Raw genomic sequence first — 25,441 nt, 5'->3', positions numbered from 1 at the left:
CGTGTTGGAGGCACGGTCAGGAGGCGAATGCTCTTAGGAGGTACAAGGCCCAGCCGGTATCAATCCACCGGGTGGACTCCTTGGGCGTGCCTTCAAGGTAGCGCAGCCGATTCACGAGCGCTTCATCCAGCGCGCCGCCGGAGTCACGTGCCTTCTGCTGTGCCACAAGCGCCCATGCGAGGTCGGTGAGGCTGACCGTCCGCTCCGCGAATCCACCCTGTCCACCGTCGATACGCAGCCCTCCTGCTGGAGCCCTGCCTACGAAACGGCACCGTTTCCCGCTGTGTTCGATGAGTCGGCCCGGCGGATTCTCCGCGAGGAAGCGGTCGACCCATGCTGCCGCCTGGGGTGTTGCCTTGTCGGGCAGCCGTCTCGAGCTGCCGCGTCCGTGCCCCAATGCACGCCAGGTGTCATGGTCCACTGGTTCCGCAAGAGTCCATTGGCCTTTGTCTTCTTGCCAGTGAGCCACACCCCAGTATCGCCAAGGATTCTGAGGAGTGTCTCGCGTCAGCACGAAGGCGGTTTCCGCAGGGCGACGGTCCGCGATTCTCACGTCGAGGGCGTCTGGTTCTGTGAGTACTCCCTGCTTCGTGATGCACAGGAACAGGTGCCCTTCATGGCGGCCCGTCCTGGGCGTTGCGCTCAGACCGAAGTGCTCCTCGAGCTGCTCATCCGTAAGTGGAGTCCCACGCTCCGGGCCCATTCGCTCGGGTGGAACGACCTCCGCGAGCAGGGCGATGGGTACCACCTCTTTGCCCGCCTCGAAGGACGGGCGCTCTGGATTGTCAGAGCGAAGAATCCATCGCCCCTCGACGCGCACGAGCCGTTTGATTTGATAGCCAAAGCCTGCGGAGTCCGGCACCTGCACGAGGGCGACCTTCCCCTCCACGGAGCCCGCGCCAGCCGCTCGCGCGTAGCGCATGACCAGCCAGTCGCCGTCCCGGATGGGCTGCTCTCCCCCCTGCATCGAGTCGCCGAAGGCCCGCACCGCGAACAGTCCTTCACCGCGTGCCTGGACTGGCAGCCGGACGCGCTCCGCTTCCGGTGCGCTCGCCAGCGACACCGCGGCGTCCACCGCACCGGCGGCTGCTTTCAGGCTGGGGAAGGCCACCAGCGTTCCGGGACGCGTGAATGGAATCACCTCCGCCTGCAACGGTTCCACCCACCAGCCGTCTGGCCCTGGGGTGAAGCGAACACGGAAGGCCGTGCCCGGCATGCCCGCGGTGGGACCAAACCACTGCCGCAAGAGGTCAGGGAGCTGGTTGCGTTGAGACCCGGGTGGCCGTGCCACGTTGATGGCGATCTTCACGAAGTCGAAGCGCCAGATGCCGCCATCCGGAAGCCGAATGTCCGTGGGCCCCAGCGGGAGGTCCGTGCGCTTGTCCCGGTCCGGAAGCTTGAGGATGGGGTCTCGCTTGTTCGAGAAGACCTTGGCCTCGAACGCCGTTCCCTCCGTCTGCGGCTGCCGTCGACGCCGGTACTGCGCGAGTCGGTAATCCACCAGCTCGAGGGTCATCTCCTCGAAGGACGGTCTGATGCCAGGTTCAATCGGGAGCCGAGGGACGAACCGGTCCTCCTCCTCTCGGAACCAGTTGCTGCCCTGGGTCCAGGCCTTGATGGGATTCGCCTTCCAGTAGGCGAGGAACTTCGCGGCGCTCGGGTTGCGAGGGTCGTCCAGTGCCTCTACGCCCTCCAGGTCCTGGAGCAACTCGGGGGAGCGCTGGATGATGGCAAGGCTTCGTCGCGCCAGCTCAGGCAACGCCATCCCCTGCTCCAGGGCGTTTGCTTCGAGCAGTGCCTCCAGCAGCACCATCTTGAAACACTTGCTCATGGCGGTGAGCTCGAGCTCTTCGAACCAGTCCTGCCCCTTCTCCAATGCGCGGGCTTCACCTTCCTCGAGGTCCCCCTCGCTCTTCACGAAGTGGAACCAGCTCCCGTGGGCCTTGCGCAGGGTCGAAGGGGGCGAGCCTCGCCGGTACAGCTCGCCCACGGTGGGACGTGCTCCGCGTGCGTCTCGAAGCTCCCGGTAGACGCGCTCGACCTCCGAGCCTCCGGAAGGGAGCAGTCGCTTGAGCAGGTCCTTGGCTTCCAGCTCCACCTGCACGGCGCATCCAGGGGGTAGCTCGGGCTCCTTGCCGTCCACCAGGAAGTCGCGCAGCGACACCGGGCTTCGTCCCAGCGCGAGCAGCGTGCGCACCCGGTCGAGGAACACCTTGTGATTGCCCACGAAGTCGATGACGGTGACCTGCTCCTTGCCCTCGAACTTCCGCAGCCCCCGGCCGAGCTGCTGGAGGAACACCACCGGCGACTCCGTGGGGCGCAGCATCACCACCCGGTCGATGCTCGGGACGTCGACTCCTTCGTTGAACAAATCCACCGCGCACACCGCGTCCAGCGTGCCCTCGGCGAGCTGCCGGAGCGACTGAGCCCGGTCCGCCGAGCCCGCGCCCGCGTAGACCGCGACCGCGCGTACACCCTGCCGCCCCAGCCACTGCTGGACGTAATGGGCATGGTTCACCGAACAGCAGAACACCAGGGTGCGGCTCGCGCTGTGCTCCCGCCACGCGCGCCACAGCGTCTGCATGCGTGCTTCTGTCTGCACGGCCTCGGCAAGCCGTTCGGGGTCGAAGCGCCGGTTCCGCCAGGGGATGTTGTCGTAATCCACCGCGTCCTTCAGGCCGAAGTACGCGAACGGTGCGAGCAGTCCTGCCTGGATTCCCTCTCCGAGGTCCGAGCGCCAGGCGAGATGGTCATCGAAGAGTCCGAGCACATCCCCGTCATCCGCGCGCTCGGGGGTCGCCGTGAGCCCCAGCAGGAACCGCGGCTCCAGACACGCGAGGATGGCCCGGTAGCTCGCCGCCGCGGCGTGATGCACCTCGTCCACGATGACGTAGTCGAACGTCGCCGTTTCCCGAAGCCGCTGGAGCAGCTCGGGGCGAGAGAGCTTCTGCACTGACGCGAAGACCACGTTTCCCGTGAGCTGGGAACGCTCACCGACACACCAACCGAAGCGCAGTGCTGGCAACTGCCGCCGGAAGGTCTCCGCCGCCTGGACGAGCAGCTCCTCCCGATGCGCGAGGAAGAGGACTCGCGGTGCTCGTTCCATCCCCTTCCCGAACGCCTCCACGTCGAGCGCGGCGAGCAGGGTCTTCCCCAGTCCCGTCGCCAGGACGACGAGCGCCCGGCGGCGCCCCTCCCTCCGGCTGCGCGCCAGCTCCTCCAGGGCCTTCTGCTGCAAGGCATGAGGCTCGCGCCTGGGGAGCGCTGGCTCCGCTTCCAGCTCGCCTGCCGGTAGCGCGCGCGCCGCATCCCTGGCGCGGAGTGCGTAGCGCTCCACCCACTCCGCCTCCAGCGGGGAGGCTCGCATCCACCAGCCCTCGAAGGCGTTGACCACCTCCTGCCACGCTCGTGGGTCTCGGTCCTTCTCCAGGCGGAGGTTCCACTCGATGCCTGTCTTCAGTGCGGCCCGGGAGATGTTGCTCGACCCCACGTAGGCCACTGCGAATCCATTGCCCTGGAAGCGCCAGGACTTCGGATGGAACGAGGGCACGCCCTGTTTCTCCACCTCCACCACTCGTGCCTCGAACCGGCCTCGCCCTTCACGCTGGAGGGCGGTGTCCTCATCCATCCAGTCGAGCAGCCGCCGCAGCGCGTCGGCCTGGGTGATGGCGAGGTAGTCGCCCGTGAGGATTCGCACGCTGGCGCCTCGGGCCAGGGCTGCATCCACGGACTCGCGCAGCACTTCCAATCCGCTGTCCTGGACGAAGGCCGCGAGCACCGCGACCTCCATCGCGTTCGAGAACAGCGGCTCCAGGTGCGTCAGGAAGGGGTCTTCCTGGCCCCCTGTAGCCAGTGGCTTCGCCTGCCCGGTGAGGTAATTGCCCTTGCCCGGAATCACGTGCCGGACGCCGCCGCGGGGGTCCGCCATGTCTCCCTCGAAGCGCGGAATGACATGCACGTGCAGGTGGAACACCGTCTGTCCGGCCGCCGCGCCTACATTGATTCCAATGTTGTAGCCGTGCGGATGGAGCTCAGCCTCCAGCCCGCGCCGCACCACCTCCACCAGTTCGAAGAGGGCGCGCTGTTCCTCGGCGGTGGCCTCGAACCAGGTGGCCACCAGCCGCCGGGGAATCACCAGCGTATGTCCGGGACTGACGGGAAACCTGTCCCGGATGGCGAAGGCAAACGCGTTGGACGCAACCCACTGGGATTCAGGAATCGACAGGAAGGGAGACGACACATCGTCACCCTAGCCCAGCCACTCCGCGGCGTGCTCGGCGCCTGCGCCCTCGCGGCACGGACTCCTACAGGTCGAAGAGGTCCTCGAACCAGCCGAAGACGGACTTCATCGCCTTCTTGATGTCCTTCGAGGCGTACCCGGCGGCCTCGAGCGCGGCGTTGACGGTGTCGTCTCCGTACTTCAGCGTGTCCTTCAAGAACCGCGCGGTGTGCGTCGCCGTCCAGCCGTAGGCCGTGTTCAGGCCAGCGGCGATCTGCTTCGCGCTGTAGCCCGCGGCCTTGAGCATCTTGCCCGCGGCGTCGCCTCCGAGCTTGTAGACGGTCTCCAGCGCCTGCGCGGCCTCGGCGCCGCCGTAGTTGAGCATGCGAAGGCCCTCGGCCGCCGCGTCAGGGGCGTAGTGGTAGTGGCTCAGCAGCACGCCCGCGACGGCCTCGGCCGTCTCCACCCCCAGGATGGCGCCCTGGCGCACCCACAGCAGCCACTGGGTCCCCTCCTCGAGCACCTTCCGGACGAGTGCCTCCACCTTGTCCTGGAGGACCTTCGGCAGTGCCACCAGCGTGTCGTCCTCGATGGCGAGGTCGAACGCGGCAATATCGAAGCCCATCCCCACAACCCTGAACCCACCGGTGCACCGGGCCCACAGCTTGCCGCCCGAGTACCCCAGGTCGAGCTTCCCATCGACCCGCGTCTGTAGCTTCACGGTGCCTCGCACCGCCAGGTCCAGCGTCGTGTCGATGCCCAGCTCCACCCGGCCCGTGCACCGGAAGTCGCTCGGGTTCTTGAAGCGGGCGTCCAGCTCGTACAGCAGCACCGGGCTCGGCCGCTGCGTCACGCTGAAGGCGAAGCCTCCCTCGGAGATGGAGATGAACAGCCCGGCCACCTCCAGGCCCAGCAGCTTCAGGCCCGCGGACAGGAAGGCGTGCGGCTCGCGCCAGGCCGCTTCGAGCTGCGGCTGCGAGAAGGTGGACAGCGACAGGCGCGGGCGGCTCTTCCCCTGGTAGCCGGTGATGGAGAGCAGCTCGCGCTTGCCAATGACGAGCGGCTCCACGTCCGCGTCCACGGCGATGCCCTTCATCGGGTTGATGATGACGTCCGTCTCGGCGCGGAGGCCGAAGAACTCCAGGCCTCCATGCACCTGGAAGCCCATGGGGAAGGAGAGCGCTCCAATCGAGGTGGCCTGCGGCGCGCAGTAGATTTGCGGCTGCAGCGAGACGCGGATGTTCGTCCCGTCGCGCTTCAGCTCGTAGTGCGTCATCGTCGTCAGGTCCGTCAGGTGCCACACTTGGCCGCGCGCGTTCACCGTCAGCAGCGCCGACTGGAGCGTGGCGGGGATTCGCACCTGACCGTGGCTCTGGAATGCCTCGGACACCGTGGCGACGTCCCGCGCATCGAGTGCCCCCGCCACCGTGTCGGGAAGCAGGAAGGTGCGGGTGCCATGGAGGCCGAAGCCCGAGAGGACGGTGCCCAGCGCGGCGGGCACCGTCGCGCCGGCGAGGGCGGTGACGACGTCCTGCAGCGTCAGCTCGCTCACCGCGCCGGCGAACATGCTGCGGCTCGGGTTGACGGAGTCGAACAGCACCGCGATGGAGCTGTTGAAGCGGGCCACGTCCACCGTCGCGGCCAGGCCCAGCGTGGGGATGGCCTGCGTGTTGATGCCCACCATGAGCGCCAGGTTCGTCAGCTTCACGCAGGAGAACGACAGCGTCCCCTTCATCGTCCCGGTGAGGTACACGCCCAGGGGCACCGCGGACATCCTCACGTCGAACGTGAGCGGCTGGCCCTCCACCGTCGTCTTCACGAGCCCGTCGAGGAAGAGGCCGAAGGCGCCGTTCTCCATCAGCGCGCCGAAGCTGCCGGTGAGCCGCGTGTTCGAATCGATGGTGCACGCCACGGCCGCGGAGAGCCGCGAGCTCTTCTTCGGGTCCCTCCCAATCTGGAGCGTGATGTCGAGCGTGCCGTCCACGGGCACGCCCAGGAACTTCCGGAGGATGTTCGCCGTCGCGTCCCCGCCGAACCGCATCCGCGAGTAGAGGGTGAAGCCCTCCAGCAGTCCGCCCGCCAGGACAGGCAGGGACACGGGGCTCGACTGGAGCGTGGGGTTCGCCAGCGCCTTCGGGTCCGGGAAGGTGAAGCCGGGCAGCGTCTGCGTGGCGACCGCGAGGAGCAGCTTCTCGAAGGCGAACACCTCGTCGAACGGCGCGAGCATGTCGAGGCCCGGGACGTCCGACAGCCGCACCATGTCCAGGTTCAGCCCCGCCGCGAGCCCCCAGCGGCCATCGGTGCGCAGCACCTGCACCGCGATGACGCCGAGCGACTCGGGGCGCGCGTAGAGGCCGAAGCTGAAGGTGGAGCGGCCCGCGTCCGTGCGCTGCTCCACGAACAGTTCCGTCTGGGGAAGTGTGAAGCTCGGGAACCACTCCGGCAGGTCGAAGCTGCTGCCAGCGACGTCCGAGATGAGGCGTGACAGGTCCACCTCGAACCGGGGCAGCGCCGCGGCGACGCGGAAGGCGCCCGGCACCGCGAGCTGGAACGTCGTCTTCGCCCCCAGCACCTCCACCGTGCCGCCGAACCGGCCCGTGAGCTGCTTCGTGGGCCCGCTGTCGAGCCCCACGGTGATGGTGCGCAGCTCCACGGGCGCCCCGCCGCCGAACTTCAGGTTCCACGACGCTCCGAGCGTGCCCTGCACCTGGAGCTGGCTCGGAGTCGTCGCCGTGGCGGAGCGATACGTGAGCGACGCGGAGGTGAGCCCCACGTCCAGGCCGCCGGGAAGGGACGGCGGCGTGAGGCCCAGCGCGCGGGCGAGGTCGTCCACGCCCAGGCGCTCCGCCGGGTCCTGCAGCCTCCACATGGCGTGGAGCATCTGCGTCTGCGGGGTGGTGAGATAGTCCAGCACGAAGGCGCTGTCGCCCAGCCACAGGTAGCCCTGGAACGTCTTCGTCGAGGCACCCTCCCGCGTGCGCGACAGCCCCAGCTCCACACCCAGGTCGAACGCCGTCCCCAGCAGCTCCGTGGTGCTGAGCGCCTGGAAGCCGAAGCTCCGCGTCCCCGTGTCGAAGGACATCTTCAGGTTGCGCAGCGTCAGCTCCGGCGCGTTGGCGGGCAGCGACAGGCCGAAGAAGTCGAGCGCCGCATCCATCAGCTTCGTCAGGGGAATGTTCTGCTCGCCCTCCGTGCCGCCGGCGAAGCTCCAGCCCTGGCCGGTGCCCTCGTACGTGGCGCTGACGCGCAGCTCCGTGCCGGCAATGGAGAAGGTGCCCGCCAGTCCACCCGTGCAGCCCCGGCTCGGCGAGTAGCCCAGCCCCAGGGAGATGCCGGTCAGCTCCAGCGGCGTGCTGCCCAGCGAGAAGGACCAGACGTCCGAGACGAGCGCCTGCAGGTGGAACTGCTTCTGGTTCACGTTGCCGAGCAGCCTCAGCCCGGTGCAGCGCACCTGCTCCATGGAGAGCGAGTCGCCCGCGGCATGACGCACCAGCGAGGCGACGTCCACGGTGCTCCCCTCTCGAAGCTTGCAGGCGAAGGCCAGCGAGGGCAGGTCGATGGAGGCCTCAAGCGTGCCGCCGCCCAGCGTGCCCAGGCACGCCACCTCCGCGGTGAGGGGGCTGGGACTGGAGGGGGCGTAGGTGAAGGTGACGGCGAGCTGCTCGAAGGTGAGCAGTCCATCCAGCACCACCCAGGGTTGGGGCCGGGCGTACGCGACTGTCACGCCGAGGGCGACCAGCCGCCGGCTCCCGGGCGCCACCGAGAGCATCAGCTCCTGGAGCTGGAGGTCGTCCATCGCCGGCAGGCTGTCCGGCACGAGCGCGTCCAGCGCGGACCCCGCGAGCAGGTGCGGAAGCTGGCCGAAGGTGAGGCCCTGTCCGGCGGGTGGGCGGCACTCGACGGTGAGCACGTCCAGCGTGCGCGAGTGGAGCCGCACCACGAACGGGAGCCGCAGCGGCTGCGCACCGCCCACGTCCTTCGACACCTCCGCTCCCAGCCGCAGGCAGGTGGAGACGAAGCCCGGCGGCTGACCATCCTGCCGCTCGACGGGAGTGCTGCCGAGACTCGGAGCGAAGGGGATGTCATAGCCCGCCAGGCTCAGCGGCTTCTGGGGCGCGGCGGTGAGGCAGAGACTCGGCAGCTCTCCGTGGAAGACGATGGCGCCGGTGGCCTCCCAGCGCGAGCTGTCGCCCAGGAGCCAGCTCAGGTTCCCCAGCGCCGGCAGCGGCGAGAGCGTGGCGCGCAGGCCGAGGCCCGTGACGGCCTGCTGCCGCAGACCCTGGGACAGGGCCGGGAAGCCGAAGTGCTCCGCGAAGTCCGGAGGCAGCGACGGCGCGCCCGTGGAGGCGAGGGTCAGCTCGGGCGCCGCGTAGGAGAACAGGTCGAAGTGGGTGCCCTTCAGCGCGGGGAACGTGTTCGAGGGCTTCCAGCCGGCGGGCAGCCCCGTCAGGCGGAGCGAGACGTGCGCCACGCCGTCGACGACGGTGAATGTCGCGGTGGCATTGAGGCCGGAGAGGCCGCGGTACGGCTGCGCGAGCGTGCCACTCACGGTGACGGAGGTGGCCGTCTCGGACGTCCTGCTCGCGCGCTCCATCACGAGAGTGTCCGCACCGAGGTGGCGGGTGAGGAGCTGGGAGAGGGGCTCGGACCCGAGGACGGCACCGCCGACCTGGAAGGGGGAGGACGCGAGCGCGGCGGAGAGGCGCGCCTTGAGCGTCGTGACGTCGATGGGAGCCATGGCGAGCATGGGGCACTCCTGTTCGGAAGGAAGGGGAAGCCGGACGCGCCGGGCTCAGGGGCAGACGAACTCGAGGACGACGGGCACGTGGTCGCTCACCAGGCCCGCGCCAATCCACCGGTCGATGTTGTTGAGCGGCTGGTTGGCGTTGACGTTCGCCTGGAGGTTCGGGGCGTGCGTGGCGTTGCGCCTTCCCAGGGCGGCGAAGTGGGCGGCGGGACCGGAGACGTCAATCTGTCCCGCGGCGGGCACGGCTCCCGGCTGGATGATGTTGGCCGCGAGGTCGATGACGTGGCCCGTGTCCACGTTGCCGACGCCGAAGTTGCCCACCGTGTTGCGGACCTGGGCGCCGCCATAGAAGAAGTTGTCGTACGTCGCCCCCCGGATGACCTGGGTGTTCACCGGCACGTTGGCCGGCGGGTTGGCGGGGTCGTATTCACGGAAGATGGTGCCCTCCGTGGTGACCGCGGCCCGGAGCCGCTGGGGGAGGATGTCGCTGGTGACGGGCGGGTCGCTGAAGGCGGTGAAGGGCACGTTGGGGGCGTTGCCCTGGGGCGCGTTGCCGGGCTGGGCGGCCGGCGTCGCGGAGCCTCCCGCCTCCTGCGTCGGCGTGATGGCGTCGTACGCCAGGCGGTTCGCGCGCGGGATGTGCGCCGCGTTCACCGCACCCGAGTTCGACTGGAAGTCGAGGTTGAAGTCCCCGGTGAAGAGGATGTTCTGCACCAGCGTCCCAGGGCTCGGGTTGGCGCCGCCGTCGATGTCCAGGTGGCCGGAGAGCGGAGGGGGATTCTGGGCCGGGTTGACGTAGAGGTGCTGCTCCTTCGAGTAGAGCCGGGCGATGTGCAACTGGGGGAGCTGCTTCACCTGCGACTGCGCCAGGAAGTTGTTCTGCGTGCTGCTGCGCACGGCCGCGTAGTGGCAGCAGACGATGGGGAGGATGTAGGCGCCGTTGGCGGTCCTCACCTTGAAGAGCGCCAGGCAGGGCATCCGGTAGCCCAGCCCCTCCGAGTAGCCTCCGTGCTGCAGCGTCTGTCCGCGGAACTGCTTCGCGCTGGCCTGGCGCTCCCGGGGCCTCCGGGAGTGGATATCGACCAGGGGAATGCGGGGCGGGTTCGGCAGCGGGGCGGGCACCTGGCCCCAGGTGTTGTTGTCCGGCCACGAGGTCCAGCGCACCTGCTCCAGGTTCCGCAGCGGACTGGCCGCCGTTCCATCCGGCGTGTTCACGTTCGGCTGGTATCGCAGGGGACGCACCAGCCCCAGGTCCTTCACGATGAAGCCATAGTGCTCGGTGCCGGTCTCATGAGAGAGGAACCAGGACTGGTACGCGGTTCCGCCACCGGCCGCCGCGTTCAGCGCCGCGGACAGGTGGTTCATGAGGAGTGCGACGTTCGTCTTGCACACCTCGACGACCACGAGGATGTCGACCTGCTGGGCCACCACCGTGCGCGCGATGGCGGTGGCCATGCCGTTGATTTGAATCTTGTTCCAGCTCAGGTCCTGGATGTTCCAGTTCATCACCCGGATGTTCGGCATCGGCGCTCCCCTGGGGTGTGCGGCGGCGCCGCCCCGGGAGGGGGACGGACGCCAGCTCCGAGGTGGATTATCCAGGGATTTTCCGGCGGAGGGGAGGCGAGGGGCCGCGACCACCCCGCTGAGTCACACGGGAGGACGGCACCTGGAATATGGTGCCCGCGCGTCCGTTCCCGGGCGTCTTCCTCACGACAGGAGTACGGATGTTCCGTCAGTCGTTACTCTGGGCGTCCTGCCTGGCCCTGCTCGCGGCCCCCGTCGCGGGCGCGCAGGGGCAGGGCAGGGCGGCGTCCAAGCCTTCCCCGGCCACCACGCAGAAGCTCGGCGCCAGCATCGAGGCGCGCACCCTCAAGAACGGGATGAAGGTCATCGTCTGGCCCGACCAGGACATCCCCAACGCCGTCCTCTACAACTGGTTCCGCGTCGGCAGCCGCAACGAGTACCCCGGCATCACCGGCCTGTCCCACTTCTTCGAACACATGATGTTCAACGGCGCCAAGAAGTACGGCCCCGGTGAGTTCGACCGCGTCATGGAGGCCAACGGCGGCGCCAACAACGCCTTCACCTCCGAGGACGTCACCGTCTACATGGAGTGGTTCCCCCGCTCCGCCCTCGAGCTCATCTTCGACCTCGAGGCCGACCGCCTCCAGAACCTCGCCTTCGACCCCAAGGTCATCGAGTCCGAGCGCGGCGTCGTCTACTCGGAGCGCCGCTCCTCCGTGGACAACTACAACGCCGGCGCCCTCCAGGAGCAGGTCCAGGCCACCGCCTACGTCGCCCACCCGTACCAGTTCCCCGTCATCGGCTGGCCGTCGGACATCGAGTCCTGGAAGCTCGAGGACCTCCAGCGCTACTTCAAGACGTACTACGCCCCCAACAACAGCACCCTCATCGTCACCGGCGCCGTCACCCCCGCCGAAATCTTCGCGCTCGCGGAGAAGTACCTCGAGCCCATCCCCTCCCAGCCCGCCCCCGCTCCCGTCCGCACCCAGGAGCCCGAGCAGCACGGGGAGCGCCGCGTCGTCGTCCGCAAGCTGGCCCAGTCCCCCATCCTCCAGCTCGCCTACCACGGCATCTCCGGGAAGGACGCGGACGCCGAGGCGCTCAACCTGCTCCTGCGCATCCTCGCCGACGGCGACTCCTCGCGCCTGCACCGCCGCCTCGTCGAGGAGGCCCGCGTCGCCATCAAGGTCGAGCCCCTGTTCTCCCCCGGCTTCGACCCGTCGCTCGTCTGGATTCAGGCGGACCTGCCCCCCGGCGGTGACCTCGCGAAGGTGGAGGCGATGCTCACCGAGGAGCTCGACCGTGTCGTGAAGGACGGCGTCACCGAGGCGGAGCTGCGCAAGGCGCGCAACATCGCCCTCGCCGGCTACTGGCGCGGCCTGGAGACCAATGACGGCCGTGGCCGCGCTCTCGGCACCGCCGAGGTCTTCCGCGGCGACTACCGCCAGCTCTTCGACGCCCCCGCACGGTTCGAGAAGGTCACCCGCGAGGACGTGCGCAAGGTCGCCGCGCGCATCTTCAACTCCCAGCGCCGCACCGTCGGGTGGCTCGTGCCCACCGACGAGAAGGACGCCACCCCCGACACCCGCAAGGAGGCCACGCGATGATGGCGCCCCTCTCCTGGAAGGTCCTGCTCAGCTCGCTGCTGCTCTCCTCCTTCCCCTCCGCCGCGCAGGGCCCCGCCACTCCGGCTCCGAAGCCGGCGACGCCTGCTCCGGCTCCGGCGCAGGGCGTGACGCTCCCCAAGCCCACCACCGTCACGCTGAAGAACGGCGCGAAGCTGCTCCTCGTGGAGCGGAGGAATCTGCCGCTCGTCTCGTTCAGCGCGTGGATTCGCGGCGGTGCGCTCGGCGCTCCCGCCGGCAAGGAGGGCCTGGCCGCCCTCACCGGCGAGCTGATGCAGAAGGGCGCCGGCCCTCGTGACGCCCGCCAGTTCGCCGAGGCCGTGGACGGCGTGGGAGCCACCCTCGAGGTGTTGCCCACCCTCGAGGCCCTCATCATCAACGGCCAGTTCATGTCTCGCGACACCGGGCTGATGGTGGAACTGCTCACCGACATGCTCACCCGCCCGCGCTTCTCCCAGGACGAGCTGGAGAAGACGCGCGAGCGCATGGTGTCCGAAATCGCCTCCGCCAAGGACGGAGACCTGCGCGCCCTCATCGGCTCGTACTTCCAGGCGTTCCACTTCACCAGCCATCCGTACGGCGCTCCCGTGAAGGGCAGCGAGGCGTCCCTCCCGGGCCTCACCCGCGAGGACGTGCTCGCGTACGCGAAGAACCAGCTCGGCGCGGACCGGCTCATCCTCTCCGTGGTGGGCGACTTCGACGCGAAGGCGCTCGCCGCGAAGCTGGAGTCCGCGCTCGGCGGCTGGGCGAAGGCCGCCTCGCCGGCTCCCGAGGTGCCCGCCACCACCGCGTCCAAGGGCCGCCGCGTGCTGCTCGTGGACAAGCCGGACGCCACCCAGACGTACTTCTGGATTGGCAACACCGGCATCTCCCGTGACGACCCGGACCGCGTCGCCGTGGAACTGGCGGAGACCGTGTTCGGCGGCCGCTTCACCTCGCTGCTCAACACCGAGCTGCGCGTGAAGTCCGGCCTCAGCTACGGCGCCGCCGCATACTTCATCCGCAACTCGCGCCCGGGCCCCGTGGTCATCAGCTCGTACACGAAGACGGAGTCCACCGGCCGGGCCATCGACCTCGCGCTGGACGTGCTCTCGCGCTACCGCCAGTCCGGCATGGACGACGCCATGCTCGCCTCGTCCAAGGCGTACGTGCTGGGCCAGTTCCCGCCCACGCTGGAGACGGGCACGCAGGTGGCCGGCAAGCTGTCCGAGCTCGCCTTCTACGGGCTCGACTCCAGCGACGTGGACGGCTTCGCCCGCGACGTCTCCGCCGCCACCCGCGACAGTGTGCGCGCCGTCATCCAGCGCACGCTGCCCTCGCCGCAGGACCTCACCGTCGTCCTCATCGGCAAGGCGTCCGCCATCCGCGACGTGGCCCGCAAGTACGGCACCGTCACGGAGATGAAGATCTCCGACAAGCGCTTCGCTCCGCCCGCCGCCCCCGCGAAGAACTGAGGCGCTTCGCACCGCGCCGGCCCGATTCCTCTCGGGCCGGCGCATGTCAGGTTGCTCACCTGTCGGCGTCAGAGGCCCCCGGTAGGGTGCTCCACCCTTCCCACTCTTTCGGGGGTTTCATGTACCTGCGTCACTTCTCTCTCCTGCTCTGTGCCACGTGGCTGGGCTGTGCTGGCGGCGAGCCCGGCACCTCGCCACAGCTCCAGGACGGCCAGTCCCCGGTGGACACCGACTCCACCGGCGGCGACGGCACCTGGATGGGCGTGCCCATCACCGAGGGCTGCGCGTCCGACGGCGGCACTTCCTCCGGCGACACGGTGCTCGTGACGAGCACCACCCGCTTCCACACCGCGGTGGGCATCGCGGAGCGGACCGATGACCTGTCCACGCGTGCGCTCGAGGTGCTGGTCCCCAACGGGGTCACCTTCACGCGCATCACCGGCACGGCCGTGGATGGCGGCTACCAGTTCGCTGGCGTGCCCTCCGGCCCGTACTACCTGAAGACCGGCTCCAGCAGCTACGTCGTCACCGATGAGCGGCGGGTGGACATTGGCGGCAACCGCCTGGGCCGCGCGGACACCGTGTTCAGCCAGGAGTCGACGACGCCCGTGCAGCTCAACCTCGTGGGCCTGGCGCCGTGGGCGCAGTGGCAGGGCAACTCGGTGCCCGGCTCCAGCCTCCAGGTGGCCTCCCGGCAGGTGGACCTGTACGGCGGCGTGGACATCCTCGACCTCGACCCCACCGGGCAGACGAGCGTCCTCTCCACCGGCTCCGAGCTGTGGGCCGGCACCGGCCCCATCCCCGTGTTCGAGGCGGACAAGGGGGACCGGCTGGTCGTCAACCAGCTCCACCCCATGGATGCGGGCACGCTGCCGGATGGCGGCGCGCTGGCGTACTCCACGGTGGTGCGCAGCGTGGAGATGGGCGCCTTCGACTTCACCCCGGACGGCACCACGCCCCTTCCCGTCACCGGGGTGATGCAGCCCGTGCCCATGGCGGAGTTCCCCATCGAGTGGCGGCTGCCCCAGTACACCGCCCGGGCCACCGAGGTGCACCCGTCGGCCACGCCGTCCATCCCGTACTTCTACGTCACGCCCGCCGCGCACGGCCTGTCGGACGGCTGGGTGGGCTACTCGGGCGAGCTGCTCACCCTGCAGCTTCCCCGGGGCGCGTCGTATGACTTCACGCGCCGGCTGACGTACGGCAATCCGTTCCCGTCGAGCTGGGGCACGGTGGCCGCCGCGCAGTACTCGTTCCGCACCCTCCAGCCCATTCCGAATGGCTCGGGCAGCCAGTTCTACCTGTCGGGGACGATGGTGATGTACGACCGGCTGGACAACCTCGTCGCGGGGCCCGTGCAGCCGCGCGTGTCTCCGCCCCGCGAGCTGAACATCGACGGTGTGCCCGCGAGTGTGGCGCGTGAGGTGGGCTCGGCCAGCCCCGTCATCTCGTGGCAGGCGCCCACGCTGGGCGCGGCCAACGCGTACCGGGTGACCATCTACAAGTTCGACCCGGAGCTCTTCTTCAGCACGTCGTCCGTCCGCTTGTACCTGCCCGGCTCGGCCACCCAGGTGCGGCTGCCGCCCGGGGTGCTGCCCTCGGGGGGCATCTACTACCTGCGCGTGGCGGCCATGGACTCGCCCGGGTCCGACATCGAGCGCAAGCCCTTCACCTTCGGCGAGTCGCTGCCCTTCGCTTCCTCGGAGGCCATCAGCTCCTTCTTCACCACGCCGTGAGCTGAGTCGCCGGGCCCGCTACTTCGCCAGCGCGCGGTAGCGGGCCTGGCACTTGTCGAATCTCCCCTGCACCGAGCGCGCGAACCACGCGGTGGTGCGCTCCGTCTTGAGCTTGGGGCTTCGCAGCGTCACCTGGGGGAGCTGGGCATAGGCGGGCGACTCACCCGTCTCCCGCGCGTAGACGCGCTTCACCGCGCGGAACGTGTCGGTGTCCTCGAAGCCCTGCTCCTTCTCCTCGCGCACGTCGCGGCGCACCTGCCTTTCGCTGACCTCTGGCGCGTAGCGCTGGCGGAAGACGAGCAGTGCCTTGAGTGACTTGCTGTCGTCGTCCAGCGGCTCGCCCTGTTTGTCGTAGAGCTGGAGGTCCCCATCCGGCGCCAGCGCCAGGCCCGTGAGGCGGCTCACCTGCACCTGCAGGGCCGCGTTGCGCGAGGCGTAGACGCCGGCGTTGTAGTCCGCGAAGCGGAAGAGGGGCTCCGGGTAGGCGGCCTCGTAGCCCAGCAGCCGCGCGGTGCCGTAGCGCACGCCTCCCGCTCGCGTGTACATCCGCTCGCGCACCTCCGTCGGGTCCGCGTCGTCGCCTTCCTTCTCCACCGCGTACCGCACGCTCACCTGCATGGAGCCGGCGGTGGTGATGGGGTTGAGGTCCTCCAGCTTCCCCGTTGCGAAGAGCGAGCTGGCCAGGTCCGCCAGCGCGTACGTCTTCGGGTACTTGTCCTCGTAGTACGCGAGGATGTCGCGGAAGAGCAGGTCCAGGTCGTGCTCGGTGCGCACCGTGCTGAGCCGTTCGTCGAAGGTGCGCTTCTGGCCCGGCGCCTTTCCTTCCAGCACGGAGGCCAGCACCTTGCGGCCTGGCGGGCCCAGCTTGTCCGCGTGCGACTCCAGCCGCGTGCGCACCAGCTTCGGCAGGCCCGGTACCGCCGGGTCCGCTTCGAAGCCGGACTCCTGCTCGATGACGGCCAGCACCGAGCACACCGCGGGTGGCGAGGGCGCGAGCTCCTCCACCTCCAGCGCGGCGAGCACGTCGCGTGCCCAGCCCTCGCGCTCCTTCACGTTGGGTGGGAGGAGCCGCGCCACCTGCTCCACGGTGAGCCGCGGCGGCGGCGGCACGGAAGGCTCCAGCGTGCCCGCCCCGCGCCTGCACGCGGTGAGCGCGCAGGCCGCGAGCAGCACGGCGAGCCAGGGGTGACACCGCGTCCCGGACTGCCGGGGTGCTGCTGCCTCCATGCGCTCGCCTCCAGGGCTCCCCACTCGGACACTGCAACAGCCGGTGGAGTGCCATCGCCCACATGCCGCCCGCTCCTTCGACGGGTGGGCGGCCGGGCGAATTCATGAACCGGGGCGTCATACCGCGTGACGCCCCGGCCGCGTGGAGGAAGCGTGTCGCTAGCGGCGAATCTGCACGTCGCGCGCGACGGTGCGGCCGCCCATGAGGACGAACTGCGCGCGCACCGGCGTGCCCTCCTCGAGCCCGCGCAGGGAGACCTTGCGGCCCTGGCGCAGACCCCGGCTGCGGCGGTCCAGTTGCAGCTCGTAGACGCCGCCTTCCTGGTCCCTCACGGTGATGACGTCATTGCCCACCCTCGTGACGCGCCCGCTCACCGAGCTGGAAGCGATGACCACGTCCTCGAGCGACGCGCCCGCGTTGCCGCTGCCTCCCGTCGCCGCGTCCTTCGCCGCGCGCGCCGCGCCCAGGTGCCAGGCTTCATCGTCGCTCGCCTGCACCGCCTCGGAGCCAATCATCACCCTGCCGCCTCGCGCGGGAGCCTGCGCCGTGCCGGTCGCTCCCGGGGTCGCGGTGCCAGCGCCGGCCGCGGCCGTGCCCGTCGCGGGTGTGCCTGCCGTGCCCGTGCTCGCGTTCGCCGTGCCGGGTGTCGTGGTCCGGGGGGCCGTATTCGCCGTTCCGGACGCCGCGGGCTGGCTGCCCGGGGTCGCCGCGTTGGCTCCCGCCGGAGCGCTGGCCGTCGAGCCGGCTCCGGTCGGCTCACGCACCTGCGTGCCGGTGGGCGGCGCGCGCCGCTCCGCCGTGCCGGGCTGGGCCACCGGGCCCTGCGCCACCGCATTCGTCACCGGCGCCCGGACCCCCAGTGCCCCCGCCTCCGCGGTGTCCGGCGTCGCCGCCTCCACGCGCGGAGCCGCCGAAGAAGTGTTGCCCTCTCCACGCTCGTGACACCCCGAGGTCAACGCGCAGAGTCCCACCATTCCCACCCACACCCATCGACTGCCCATCCGACCACCTCGCGTTCCCATCCGAATTGACTCGCGGCTTGCCGCTGCAAGCTGCGTGCTTGCCCGTCAGGGTGGGAGCGACGTCACCGGTAACACGGTGGCGGGTGGACGGTGGCCACCTGGGATGTGCGGTGGCGGACGATGGCGTGACTCCTTCAGGCCCCGGAATGGCACGGCACCCGGGACCCACTCCTCCGGGAGGCGGACTCGTGGAAGGAATGTTCCTTCCCGGCCCGGCTCAGCTCGCGAGCAGGCGCGACACGGCCTTCACGTGCGAGCGCACCAGCTCCCTCGCCGCCATCAGCTCGGTGGAGTCCTGGGGCGTGTAGCCCAGGCACAGCACCACGTCGTCCTCGGGCGACGCGCGCATGCCCAGGCGCACGTAGTCCACCGTGCGCGGCACCGGCTCGCCGTCGGTGTCCCGGCCGAAGCGGCCGAACACCGTGGCCTTCGCGTCGCGCCGGGGCGCGGTCTCCTTCAGCGCGAAGAGCTTGCGCACCGCCGCGAGCACCTCCGGCTTCTCCACCAGCACCTCGGGCTTTGCCGGCCCGCCCAGCTCCCACTCGATGAGTCGCAGGCAGCCGCGCACGAACTCCACGTCGGTGATGACCAGTCCGTACAGGTACCAGTCCGCGCACGCTGCCTGGACCAGTCGCGCCTGCGCGTCCGTGAGCCAACCGAAGGACGGACAGGTGAAGGTCTCGCACACGGAGGCGCGGTACACGCCGCAGTCGCGCAGGTCCGTCCCGCCCGTCACCAGCGGGTGCCCCAGGCAGCCCACCTGCTTGCGGTCCTTGTCCAGGAACCCCAGCAACGGGCACACCCGCACCGCGGAGAACATCGGCTCCGCGCGCCGCGCCGCGATGAGCTCGCGCGCCGCCTCCTGCCAGGCCGACGCCTCCCAGGGCACCCGGCGCAACCGCTCCGTCTGCATCGCGAGCTGCTCCGTCAGCGCCGCGCGCGAGTGGTCCCGGAAGTTGTACAGGCCACAGCAGGCGCCACACGAAGCGCCGCCGCCGGGTTGGCACAGGTGGAAAGAAACAGTCACCCTTTACATCTTACGAGCACCAACAATCGGTGCATCAGAAACGTGCAGGCCTGCTCATGCGCAGGGAGCAGAGGGCAGCCGGGCAGGCGTGCGAACCGGTCAGAACCACTCGGGGCGCATGCGAGCGTAGGAGTCCTCGCCCGTCCGGCAGAGCGAGGCCAGCAGGGGCACGCGGGGCAATTCCACGGCGAACCAGTACTGCGCGGCCGCCAGCTTGCCCTCGTAGAAGTCCCCGTCGCCTCCGCGCGCCAGGCCCTCCTTCGCCGCCGCCGCCTGGGCCAACCAACGCCACGCCACCGCGAGCACGCTGAACAGGTCCAGGAAGTCCGCGCTGTGGCGCAGCATCAACTCCACCTCGCCGGACATGCCGCGCGCGCCCAGCGCTCCCACCACCTCCGCCACCTCGCCCAGCGCCGCCTCCAGCGCGTCGCACCACGCGGCCTCCACGCCCGCCTTGCGCGCCCGCGCCACCGTCGCCGCCACCTCCTCGCTGAAGGACTGCAGCGCCGCGCCTCCTCCCGCCACCACCTTGCGCCCGAGCAAATCCAGGCCCTGGATGCCGGTGGTGCCCTCGTGGATGCTGTTGAGCTTCTGGTCCCTCAGCCACGCCTCCGGCGGGTACTCGCTGGAGTAGCCGTAGCCGCCGTGCACCTGCACCGCGAGCGCGTTGGCCTCGAAGCCCCGCTCCGCGGGGAAGGTCTTCGCCACCGGCGTCAGCAGGTCTACCAGCAGCTGCGCGCGCTTGCGCGAGTCCTCGTCCGTCCCGTGCAGCGCCACGTCCGCCTGGTACGACGCGGCGAGCAGCAGCGAGAGGCCGCCCTCTACAATCGCCTTCTGCCGCAGCAGCATGCGCCGCACGTCCGCGTGCTCGATGATGGGCGACTGCGGGCGCGTGGCGTCGCGGATGCCGGCGGGACGGCCCTGCGGGCGCTCGCGCGCGTAGGCCACCGCCTCGTGGTAGGCCACCAGCGCGGTGGCCACCCCGTTCATGCCCACCATGATGCGGGCCTCGTTCATCATCTGGAACATGCACGCCAGCCCGCGCCCGGGCGGGCCCACCATCCAGCCGTGGCAGTCGCCTTCCTCGCCGTAGTTGAGCGCGAGGCTGGGGATGCCCTTCCAGCCAATCTTGTGGATGACGCCCGCCACGCGGACGTCGTTGTCCACCAGCTTCCCGCCCTCGAGCCGCCGCGCCGGCACCGCGAAGAGGGAGATGCCCTTCACGCCCGTCTCGGCGCCCTCGGTGCGCGCCAGCGTGAGGTGGACGACGTTCTGGGTGAAGTCCTGGTCGCCGCCGCTGATGAAGATTTTCGAGCCCTGGATGCGCCAGGTGCCGTCCGGCGCGGGCGTGGCGCGCGTCCTCACGTCCGCGAGGCTGCTGCCCGCCTGCGGCTCGGTGAGGGCCATGGTGCCCGTCCACTCGCCCCGGTACAGGGGCGCCATGAACATCTCCTGCACCTCGGGCGAGCCGAACACCTCCAGCAGGTGCGCCGCGCCCAGCGTCAGCCCCACGTACGCGAAGGCGCTCAGGTTGGCCGCCATGAGGTACGCGCTGGACACCGCGTGCACGGTGAGCGGCAGTTGCTGACCGCCGACCTCCGGTGGCCGCGTGGCGGTGAGCAGGCCCAGCTCCACCATCTGTGGGTAGAGCTTGCGCATCAGCGGATGGACGTGGACGCGGCCGTCCTTGAACACCGGCGGCTCCGCGTCCATGGGGCGGTAGGTGGGGTAGAGCACCTCGCGGGCGAAGCGGCGGGTGCTGTCCAGCAGCAGGGTGAAGGTGTCGCGCGAGTGCTCGGAGAAGGCAGGCAGCGCGCAGAGGGACGCGGCGTCCAGCACCTCATAGAGCTGGAAGTCCACGTCGCGGTCCGACAGCAGCGGGTTGGGGCGAGGCGCGGTCATGCCCCCGGTGTTAACAGGAGCGCTACCAGGACGCGATGGCCCCATTGAGGCCCAGGTCGTCCCCGTCCTCCTCACCGTCATCTACCGAGCGCGCGGACGCCGTCTCCGTCCCACGCGGAGGTACCGGCTTCCTTCCGGTCGGCGCCTTCGGCTCCTGCTCCACCATGAGTGGCAGCGCCAGCGCGCCGAGCAGCGCCACGGTGAGCGCCGTCTCGACCGGCTCCCGCAGGGTCTCCGTGCGAGAGCCCCAGCGGTGGGCCCGTCGACTCCCCTGGCCCAGGTGCTTCTCCAGGCGGGCCTTCAGCAGCCGCAGCGTCGCGCCTCCGAGGGCGGCGAAGGCCAGGCCGCGATTCACGCGGGCGCGCGTCGCTCCGCCACCTGGCGCGCGCCGCAGGGACAGGACCTCCAGCAGCGCGAAGGTCACCGCCGCCGTCCTGGGGCCCAGCACTCCCGCGCGCGGACCTCGCGGCCGCCAGGGCGTGCGTTTCGCTCTGCGGAACGAAGGACTCCACATGGGACTCACACTCCCCCGGACGCAGGCCCCCTCACCGCGGGACATCCGTCTGGGAAGGTTGATGACGGGCAGGCAGGCCCGCCATGTAGGGGTGCCCCGGCGCCGTCCGTCCGTGGGCAGGGGGGGAAGCAGGGCTGGCGCCTGCCAGGTCGGCTACCCGACGGGAGCCGACACATTCCGCGCCTCTCCAGGCCCGCGGTGTGATGCGCTCACGGCTCCGCATGAGGACTCCCGCGTTCCCCCGCTTCGCTGTCGGCTTCCACGTGCTGGCGCTGGTGTTCTTCGGCGGCTGCGCGGCGGGGCTCGTCCGGGAGTCGCAGGCGCTGGGCGGGCGCCGGGGGATGATTGACCTGGGCGTGGCCGTGGCGGCGGTGGGGCTCGCGCTCCTGTCCCTCCATGGCGCGTGGATGCTGTCCCGGGCCCGCGTGCTGCGAGTCCTCGATGCCCATGCGCGCGTCGGCACCTATGTGCAGGTGCTCATGGCGATGGGCGTGCTGGGGCTGCTGGGGCTCCACCTCCTCTACACGGAGGGGCGGCCCGCCCTGGGGACGTTCTGTCTGGGGCTGGCGGCGTGGCTTGGCGGCATCGGCCTGCGCGTCGTGCCCGCCCTCTTCCTGGGCGGTGACAGCTTCATCGACCCGCTGGGCCGGCGGACGCGGTTCTCCGAGCTGGAGTGGTTCAGCCTGCGCAAGCAGGAGGGCGAGCCGCCTCGCGTGCTCCTCCATGCGGGGCGCGGCATGGTGCTGCGCCTGGAGGCCCGGCTCGCGGACGCGGATGCGGGCACCGTGCGCGGGACGCTCCTCCAGGTGGGACTCGCCTCGCGCCCGGGGCGCCCCTGACGCTCAGGGCGTCGCCGCGCCCCTCCAGGGGTCGCCCCCGGTGCCGAAGGCGACGAGCTGGAAGGGCTGGGGCCCGGAGACCCGGACCAGTCCCAGCGCGGGCACCGAGGGAGACCACTCCGCGGTGAGCCCTTCCGGATAGGAGTACTCCGTCACCTCGAGCTTCCGGCCAGCGACCGTCTCCGTGCCTCTCCGGAGCACGCGAGGCTGACGTGGCGGCTTCTTCGCGTCGGCGAAGGCGTCCGAGGACTCGCGCGGCGTCTGGCCGGGCACCAGCACCCGCAGCAGGAGCACCTTGTCGGCCGTGAAGCGCTCTCCCTCGACGAGGAAGTGCAGGGCGACGCGGCCCGTGGAGGGCACCTCGATTTCGAGGAGGAGCCACCGGCCGCTCCGGCCGCCGTGCTTCCCGGGCGCACCGACCTTGACCACGAACTGCGTGGGGCCGTCCGAGGACTCCGCCACGTAGCGGGCCCAGCCGCCCGAGCGGACGACGAGCGGCAGCCCGAGCATCCCTCCGGGAGCGACGTCCTGGGCGCGCGCGGGTGAAGCCAGGAGGCACAGCAGCGCTCCCATGACAATCCATGCCCTGCTCATGTGCGTTCCTTCATGTCTGGCTTTTGCCTCGAACCCGAGACAGCGCTCTTGATAGTGTGGCTTCCATGGCGCGCCTCCCGACGGTGCTTCTCTGCTGCAATCTGTTGCTTGGCGCGGCGCCGCCCGATGACGGCGGTTCGCGAGGGCCTGGGCCTGCTTCCCCTGCCGACGCCGGGACTCCGGCTCCAGGGGATGGCGCCACCATCGTGGACCCCTCGCGCCTGGCCGAGGCGCGGGCCCTGGTGCCTCCACCGCTGCTCTACGGCGAGTTCCAGCCCGTGGTCGGCACCTGGGTGGAGTACGAGTTCAGCTCGAAGCAGGGGCGCTTCCCCGTGCGCGCCGCCGTGGTGGGGGAGACGATTCGCCGCGAGGATGGCAGCCCGCTGTACCAGGTGGAGCTGGACTACGGCACGACGCCGCGCACGCTGGTGGTGGTCTGGGTCATCGGGGGCAAGCGCCCCAGGGTGGAGCGGCTGGCCGTCTCCGTTCCACCCAACGCGCCCATCTCCATCCCCGTCGACCTGTACGTGGACCAGCCCGAGCTGCGAGGTGCGCTGTCGGCGGAGAAGGAGACAGACGTGCGTGGAGGCGTCTTCGCGGGACGGGCGCACCAGCGGACCTTCAAGCGGGAGCAGGGCGGCACGGTGGTGGTGGTCAGCACGGCGAAGGTGCCGGTGTTCGGCGTGGAGTCCGTTCGCGATGCCGAGGCCACCTGGGTGGCCCGGAAGACGGGCACGGGTGCTCGCCCCGAGCTGGGCACCGTGCCCATTGCCATCCCCCGGATGCAGGGGCAGTGAGGTGCCGACGCCGCTCAACCCAGCGGATACCCGAGCACGATGTAGAACCCGCGCACGTAGATGGTGAAGGCCGCGAGCATGTCGGGAGCAAAGGAGGCAATGCCGCCCATGAGGACCAGCAGGGCCATCAGCAGGAGGGAGAACTCCGCCGCCGCCTGTCCGCGTGAGCGGGAGCGCCTCAGCCAGCGGTACGGGCGGGACATCCATCCCTTCATGGTCGGTGCTCCTCGGTAGGAGTGGTCCGCTCCAGGACCACGGTGACGAACGATTCGGGCACCCCGTCCTTCGAAACGGGCGAGATGGAGAGGGAGATGCGCTCACCGGGCCGCTCGAAATCCCGCGACTCCACGCCCTGGGCCCCTGAGCGCGACTCCACCTGCGAGAAGCCGCGTCCCCGGAGTTGCTCGAGGTAGAAATCCGCGAGCATGCGCGGAGTGCCGGTGGCGACCTCGGTGACCGTGGTGCTTCCCTCGGCGGGGCCCGGGTTGCTGTCATCCACACGCAGCACCGTCACGGCTCCGGGAGGGCGTGGCAGCGAGTCCGGCACGCTGCTCTTGAGATGGACTCCCTGGGGCGCATCGACGATGGAGGGGAACACCAGGGTTCGCGGTTGCTTGCCTCCCACGCCAATGGCGGTGACGGAGATGAGCGCGCCGCGTGTCGCGTCGTAGTAGTTGACGGCTCCGCCTCCGGCGCCGTCGGGCTGGTTGACGACGCGGTGGCCGCGCCTACGGAACTCGCGGGCGTAGAACTCGAGCACCTCCGGGGCGGAGCCCGGCGTCTCGAAGTAGGCCATCTCCATCGGATTGCCATTGGCTTCCAGTCGTCCCATGGGGATGACGGTCGCCTTCGGGTATTCGGGGAAGATGCGCTGCATGCGCCCCGACCCGACCTGCGGCACGGGTTGCACGGGCGGCAGGTCCTGGGGTGATGGGGGAGGTTTCGCCGTCGGTTCGGGTGGAGGCTCGCGCAACGTGGCCGCGGTCGCGACCAGGAGCAGCAGGCCTCCCAGCCCGACCACTCGCGTGAGGGTGCCTGTCCGGTCCAGGAATGACTTCATGCTCCTGCGACTCCGAGGCGTGCGGTGCAGGAGGCCAGGTTCATTACTGACACGCTCGGTCTCCATAGTTGTGATACTCACGACCGACATTGTTTTCGGTGTTGTGCGCGCCATACACCGACTCAGGAAGCTCGGATTTCGCGGCGCCCTGGAAGAACTCACCGCGGCAGTTGTAGGCCCGCATGGGCCAGTTTTCGCCGTCTGCGCCGCCGCTGATGAGGCCGCGCTTCTGCTTGATGCCCTCCGGCTCGCAGGTCCCAAAACAGGGAGTGGTGTCGTCCTTCCAATAAGCCGCGTGAAGCACATTCCCAGGCACTGTGTAGGTTGCGGTCACCGCGGAATAGTCGGCCGCCACACCCACTGGCAGAATCTTGACCGACTCCCGGATGTAGGATTTGGCGTCGATGTTGTCCAAGCGGAACATCGACGCCATGCCGCCAATGGCGCTCAATGCTCCACCTGCCTGTTGCTTCACACCCTTGTAGACGATGTGTTGCGTGCGGTCGAAGGTGTGCTGCTCCACGGCCGCGTAGCTGTCGAGCGGATTGTCTCCCGGCGCCCATGCCCGCCAGGTGTCATGGACAAGGAAGAACTGCTCGGTCATGGAGAGGTCCAGCCAGTCGCCGCCCAAGCCAGTCGTGTAGAGGGCGATGTGGTCGGGGATGATGCCGTTCTTGATTTCGAACCTCACCTTCGCCAGGACGGCGCCTTCATCAAGGTTCAGCTCCATCTCCCGGGCAACGTCTTCCGCATTGGCGCCAAGCTCCCTCGTGACCGGGGTGAGAAACCTGCTCGCGTTGCCCACTCTGGCGCGGTTCTCCAGGGGCACTTCAATGAGGGGCGCAGGTTCATTTTCAACCTGGACGACCTCGAGAGTGAGCCGGTTGCGAAAGGCCGTTCCAAGCTCACCCGTCCGGGTCGATCCATCGAGGTCCTGGTAGCGCTTCCTTGCTTCGACGGTGATGCCCGTCAGGTCTGTCCGCACGGTGCGCTCAAAGGCCATGAAGCGAGCCAGTTCCGCGGCCTTGAGGCGAACTCGCTGCAACTCCCAGAAGTAGTTGGCCCAGAGGACCAGCACTACCAGGATGGGAGCCACCAGCGCGAGTTCCACCGTCGCTGCGCCCCGTTGAGCTCCGCGCTTGCGCCCATTCAT

Annotated in this window: 17 protein-coding genes; 5 read left to right on the top strand and 12 right to left on the bottom strand. The window is 69.8% G+C overall.

All coding sequences use genetic code 11. The features are described from left to right. Positions 1–16: 16 nt before the first annotated feature. The 3 genes from OV427_RS15600 to OV427_RS15590 form a co-directional block, all read right to left on the bottom strand. Positions 17–4,240: a DEAD/DEAH box helicase family protein gene (locus OV427_RS15600; protein WP_267856905.1), complete on the bottom strand. Its 4,224-nt coding sequence runs from the start codon at positions 4,238–4,240 to the stop codon at positions 17–19. Between the two features lie 64 nt (positions 4,241–4,304). Then, positions 4,305–8,966, bottom strand: coding sequence for a hypothetical protein (locus OV427_RS15595; protein ID WP_267856904.1), 4,662 nt, complete (start codon positions 8,964–8,966; stop codon positions 4,305–4,307). A 45-nt stretch (positions 8,967–9,011) separates the two neighbouring features. Next, a complete protein-coding gene (locus OV427_RS15590) occupies positions 9,012–10,490 on the bottom strand; it encodes a hypothetical protein (protein WP_267856903.1) in 1,479 nt (492 codons plus the stop codon). 200 nt (positions 10,491–10,690) lie between these two features. Here OV427_RS15590 and OV427_RS15585 point away from each other — a divergent pair, with 200 nt between their 5' ends. From OV427_RS15585 to OV427_RS15575, 3 genes are all read left to right on the top strand, one after another. After that, a complete protein-coding gene (locus tag OV427_RS15585; protein WP_267856902.1) occupies positions 10,691–12,097 on the top strand; it encodes a M16 family metallopeptidase in 1,407 nt (468 codons plus the stop codon). After that, positions 12,094–13,569, top strand: coding sequence for a M16 family metallopeptidase (locus OV427_RS15580; protein WP_267856901.1), 1,476 nt, complete (start codon positions 12,094–12,096; stop codon positions 13,567–13,569). The genes OV427_RS15585 and OV427_RS15580 overlap by 4 nt, the downstream gene beginning before the upstream one ends. A gap of 119 nt (positions 13,570–13,688) precedes the next feature. Next, on the top strand, positions 13,689–15,305 hold the full coding sequence (locus OV427_RS15575) for a hypothetical protein (RefSeq protein ID WP_267856900.1): 1,617 nt from the start codon (positions 13,689–13,691) through the stop codon (positions 15,303–15,305). A gap of 18 nt (positions 15,306–15,323) precedes the next feature. On the opposite strand, the gene OV427_RS15570 is transcribed toward OV427_RS15575, so the two are convergent. The 5 genes from OV427_RS15570 to OV427_RS15550 form a co-directional block, all read right to left on the bottom strand. Next, complete coding sequence (locus OV427_RS15570) at positions 15,324–16,532, bottom strand: DUF1615 family protein (protein WP_267856899.1); 1,209 nt, start codon at positions 16,530–16,532, stop codon at positions 15,324–15,326. A 159-nt stretch (positions 16,533–16,691) separates the two neighbouring features. Further along, positions 16,692–17,534, bottom strand: a complete 843-nt coding sequence (locus OV427_RS15565; RefSeq protein WP_267856898.1) for a hypothetical protein — start codon at positions 17,532–17,534, stop codon at positions 16,692–16,694. Positions 17,535–17,772: 238 nt separating this feature from the next. Beyond that, on the bottom strand, positions 17,773–18,582 hold the full coding sequence (locus OV427_RS15560) for a hypothetical protein (protein ID WP_267856897.1): 810 nt from the start codon (positions 18,580–18,582) through the stop codon (positions 17,773–17,775). A 99-nt stretch (positions 18,583–18,681) separates the two neighbouring features. Beyond that, on the bottom strand, positions 18,682–20,484 hold the full coding sequence (locus OV427_RS15555; RefSeq protein WP_267856896.1) for an acyl-CoA dehydrogenase: 1,803 nt from the start codon (positions 20,482–20,484) through the stop codon (positions 18,682–18,684). Positions 20,485–20,506: 22 nt separating this feature from the next. Further along, complete coding sequence (locus tag OV427_RS15550) at positions 20,507–20,908, bottom strand: hypothetical protein (RefSeq protein ID WP_267856895.1); 402 nt, start codon at positions 20,906–20,908, stop codon at positions 20,507–20,509. A 311-nt stretch (positions 20,909–21,219) separates the two neighbouring features. On the opposite strand from OV427_RS15550, the gene OV427_RS15545 reads away from it, so the two are divergent. Continuing rightward, complete coding sequence (locus OV427_RS15545; protein ID WP_267856894.1) at positions 21,220–21,837, top strand: hypothetical protein; 618 nt, start codon at positions 21,220–21,222, stop codon at positions 21,835–21,837. Between the two features lie 3 nt (positions 21,838–21,840). Here OV427_RS15545 and OV427_RS15540 read toward each other — a convergent pair whose 3' ends face one another. Beyond that, a complete protein-coding gene (locus OV427_RS15540; protein ID WP_267856893.1) occupies positions 21,841–22,431 on the bottom strand; it encodes a hypothetical protein in 591 nt (196 codons plus the stop codon). Between the two features lie 206 nt (positions 22,432–22,637). Between OV427_RS15540 and OV427_RS15535 the strand changes: the two genes are divergently transcribed. Next, positions 22,638–23,228 carry a hypothetical protein gene (locus OV427_RS15535; RefSeq protein WP_267856892.1) on the top strand — a complete coding sequence of 197 codons (591 nt, stop codon included), beginning with the start codon at positions 22,638–22,640 and terminating at the stop codon, positions 23,226–23,228. Between the two features lie 14 nt (positions 23,229–23,242). Here OV427_RS15535 and OV427_RS15530 read toward each other — a convergent pair whose 3' ends face one another. The 3 genes from OV427_RS15530 to OV427_RS15520 are packed head-to-tail and all read right to left on the bottom strand — an operon-like array spanning position 23,243 to position 25,441. Continuing rightward, positions 23,243–23,443, bottom strand: a complete 201-nt coding sequence (locus tag OV427_RS15530) for a hypothetical protein (RefSeq protein ID WP_267856891.1) — start codon at positions 23,441–23,443, stop codon at positions 23,243–23,245. After that, positions 23,440–24,288 carry a hypothetical protein gene (locus OV427_RS15525; RefSeq protein WP_267856890.1) on the bottom strand — a complete coding sequence of 283 codons (849 nt, stop codon included), beginning with the start codon at positions 24,286–24,288 and terminating at the stop codon, positions 23,440–23,442. Before OV427_RS15525 ends, OV427_RS15530 begins: the two co-directional genes overlap by 4 nt. A gap of 43 nt (positions 24,289–24,331) precedes the next feature. Beyond that, positions 24,332–25,441 carry a TadE family protein gene (locus OV427_RS15520; RefSeq protein WP_267856889.1) on the bottom strand — a complete coding sequence of 370 codons (1,110 nt, stop codon included), beginning with the start codon at positions 25,439–25,441 and terminating at the stop codon, positions 24,332–24,334.

The organism is Pyxidicoccus sp. MSG2, assembly GCF_026626705.1.
Classification (GTDB): domain Bacteria; phylum Myxococcota; class Myxococcia; order Myxococcales; family Myxococcaceae; genus Myxococcus.
The sequence above is the reverse complement of the archived record's forward strand: the minus strand, read 5'-3'. Positions and strand labels throughout refer to the sequence as shown.

Bases quoted from the DNA above. Each gene is read 5' to 3' on its own strand.
- OV427_RS15595 (WP_267856904.1), bottom strand. From the start codon at position 8,966: ATGCTCGCCATGGCTCCCATCGACGTCACGACGCTCAAGGCGCGCCTC.
- OV427_RS15590 (WP_267856903.1), bottom strand. From the start codon at position 10,490: ATGCCGAACATCCGGGTGATGAACTGGAACATCCAGGACCTGAGCTGG.
- OV427_RS15585 (WP_267856902.1), top strand. From the start codon at position 10,691: ATGTTCCGTCAGTCGTTACTCTGGGCGTCCTGCCTGGCCCTGCTCGCG.
- OV427_RS15580 (WP_267856901.1), top strand. From the start codon at position 12,094: ATGATGGCGCCCCTCTCCTGGAAGGTCCTGCTCAGCTCGCTGCTGCTC.
- OV427_RS15575 (WP_267856900.1), top strand. From the start codon at position 13,689: ATGTACCTGCGTCACTTCTCTCTCCTGCTCTGTGCCACGTGGCTGGGC.
- OV427_RS15570 (WP_267856899.1), bottom strand. From the start codon at position 16,532: ATGGAGGCAGCAGCACCCCGGCAGTCCGGGACGCGGTGTCACCCCTGG.
- OV427_RS15565 (WP_267856898.1), bottom strand. From the start codon at position 17,534: ATGGGCAGTCGATGGGTGTGGGTGGGAATGGTGGGACTCTGCGCGTTG.
- OV427_RS15555 (WP_267856896.1), bottom strand. From the start codon at position 20,484: ATGACCGCGCCTCGCCCCAACCCGCTGCTGTCGGACCGCGACGTGGAC.
- OV427_RS15545 (WP_267856894.1), top strand. From the start codon at position 21,220: ATGAGGACTCCCGCGTTCCCCCGCTTCGCTGTCGGCTTCCACGTGCTG.
- OV427_RS15540 (WP_267856893.1), bottom strand. From the start codon at position 22,431: ATGAGCAGGGCATGGATTGTCATGGGAGCGCTGCTGTGCCTCCTGGCT.
- OV427_RS15530 (WP_267856891.1), bottom strand. From the start codon at position 23,443: ATGAAGGGATGGATGTCCCGCCCGTACCGCTGGCTGAGGCGCTCCCGC.
- OV427_RS15525 (WP_267856890.1), bottom strand. From the start codon at position 24,288: ATGAAGTCATTCCTGGACCGGACAGGCACCCTCACGCGAGTGGTCGGG.
- OV427_RS15520 (WP_267856889.1), bottom strand. From the start codon at position 25,441: ATGAATGGGCGCAAGCGCGGAGCTCAACGGGGCGCAGCGACGGTGGAA.